The sequence below is a fragment of the Algibacter sp. L4_22 genome (assembly GCF_023473045.1).
Lineage (GTDB): Bacteria > Bacteroidota > Bacteroidia > Flavobacteriales > Flavobacteriaceae > Algibacter.
Map to the genome: position 1 here is coordinate 1 of NZ_JAMCOK010000027.1, position 1,956 is coordinate 1,956.

The following is a 1,956-nucleotide window of genomic DNA, read 5'->3' on the forward strand; positions in this document are numbered from 1 at the left end:
ATGAGCCCGATTGAATATCGAGCTAATTATTATCAAAATTAATTATAAATTTGTCTAAACATTTGGGTGCACTTCATTTTCTATCTGGTGTTTATTTGCTAGATTAGGTGCTTAAACACGCCACTAATCTTATACATAAACGTTAGCCACAATATGAGAAAAACCCTATTACTTCTGACAATGTTCGTTTTTCTTATTAATTGTAGGAGTGAAACGGAAAATGGAAAAAAAACTAATATTCTAGAAAATAATGACAAAATTAATATTGAGAAAAATGAAGAAAAAATAAAAACCGAAATACAGACTGAACAAAACACTTCAGATTCTCAAATCAAAAATGAAATAGAAATAGACAGCGTCGTAAGAAATATTTTTATGGTGTCTAATAGTCCGAAATTGAATAACGAAAAACTGAACTTAAATTTCCAAAACATTTCTGAAATTCAATTTTTGAATTATAAAAACTCATATGATTTTAAAATAATAAAAGAAAAGTTAGTTCAACACGATTCGGTAAAATTTGTAATAGAAAGTAATAATAAAGTTTATGAATTTAATAATGGCTTTGGAAATGTTGTTTATCCAATTTCAGATTTCTATGGCTTTCTTGTTCCTTTAGATTCTTATGTTATAGGTAGTGGAGGTTCAGGAATCTATAATATGTTTTTGCTAAATAAAACAACAGATTCTGTTATAAATTTAATTAAACACACAGATGGCAATGATAATTTACCAAGGATTTCACCTGACAATAAAAAACTTATTTCTTTCGAATCAGATTGGGTAGAGACATATATTAATATGCATTATATAGAAAATCAAACAATCATTTCTTATAGAGTCCATACTAATACGAAATGGAATATTGACGATATTGTTTGGATTGATAATAAAAATTTAGCATTAAAGGTGTGTGTGAATTTCAAATATTCAAAAAAAGAGCAAAACTGTTTACGGACGGAATATTTAAAAGCAGAAATTGAATAAATACTGTGGCTAACACCGTGTATAATTAATTGCTTTATTCTTCTCTACTTGCGAATATTCCTGCGGAATATTCACGGGTTCGTAAAAGTTTACTAAATTAGTTGCTTAAACACGCAACTAACCATACACAATACCGTTGTGCGTCATACGTGCCAAACTTTACGCTGAATAAATAAATGGACGAATTTCTCTTCTTTTTACTTCTGATTTTAGTACCAATATTAATTATTGGAATACCGATTTTACTCACTTTTTGGATTTATAGAACTTTAAGAAAAAAAGGAATTAATTCAAAATGGAGAATTCTCGCTTTCCTTCCTATTTTCATAGTTGGATATTTTATCTACGATGCTTTTTATCCTTCTACAGAGTTTTATAAAGTGGATTTTAAAGAAGTTACTGGAATTGAATTACCAAAAGATTCTGAATTTGAATATAAAACTGCTGGCTATCCTGACCTGCAAGGAGAGTATTCTTCGGTTTCTATAATTACTATCGGAAATGAATTTTACCAAAATTTACAATTGGAATTGACCAAAAATGGATTCGTTAAAGATGGAATAAAAATTGGCTGTATTGAGATGGACAATGCTAAAAGAAAATTGAACGAATTGAAAATTGAAAGTGAATATTCAAAAGAAAACGGAAGTAAATATTATTACGTTGCATTTTTGTCTGATAAAAAAAGTATTTTAGTTCAACGTTCAAGTCATTGAATAAAAAAAGTACGAACGCACAACACCGTGTATAATTAATTGCTTCATTGAGCTTACTTGCGAATATTCCTGCGGAATATTCACGGGTTCGTAAAAGTTTGCTAACTTAGTTGCTGAACCACGCAACTAACCATACACAAACACGTTGGCAGTAATATCGCAAATGAATTTTCCTGAAATAGGTTGACTAAAAATTAAACCATTAATTATAGTCACTTATGAAAACAAAAAATGAACACTGGCGAAAAAAAAG

At 28.9% G+C, this 1,956-nt stretch carries 2 protein-coding genes; both read left to right on the top strand.

Annotated elements, in window-relative coordinates:
- The first annotated feature begins 153 nt into the window (after nucleotides 1–153).
- Entirely contained in the window at nucleotides 154–987 is an 834-nt protein-coding gene (locus tag M4I23_RS19370; RefSeq protein WP_249755506.1) for a hypothetical protein, read from the top strand.
- Nucleotides 988–1,163: 176 nt separating this feature from the next.
- A complete protein-coding gene (locus M4I23_RS19375) occupies nucleotides 1,164–1,703 on the top strand; it encodes a hypothetical protein (RefSeq protein WP_249755507.1) in 540 nt (179 codons plus the stop codon).
- Nucleotides 1,704–1,956 lie beyond the last annotated feature (253 nt).

Excerpts from the sequence above, each read along its gene's own strand:
- M4I23_RS19370 (WP_249755506.1), top strand. The coding sequence starts at position 154 with ATGAGAAAAACCCTATTACTTCTGACAATGTTCGTTTTTCTTATTAAT.
- M4I23_RS19375 (WP_249755507.1), top strand. The coding sequence starts at position 1,164 with ATGGACGAATTTCTCTTCTTTTTACTTCTGATTTTAGTACCAATATTA.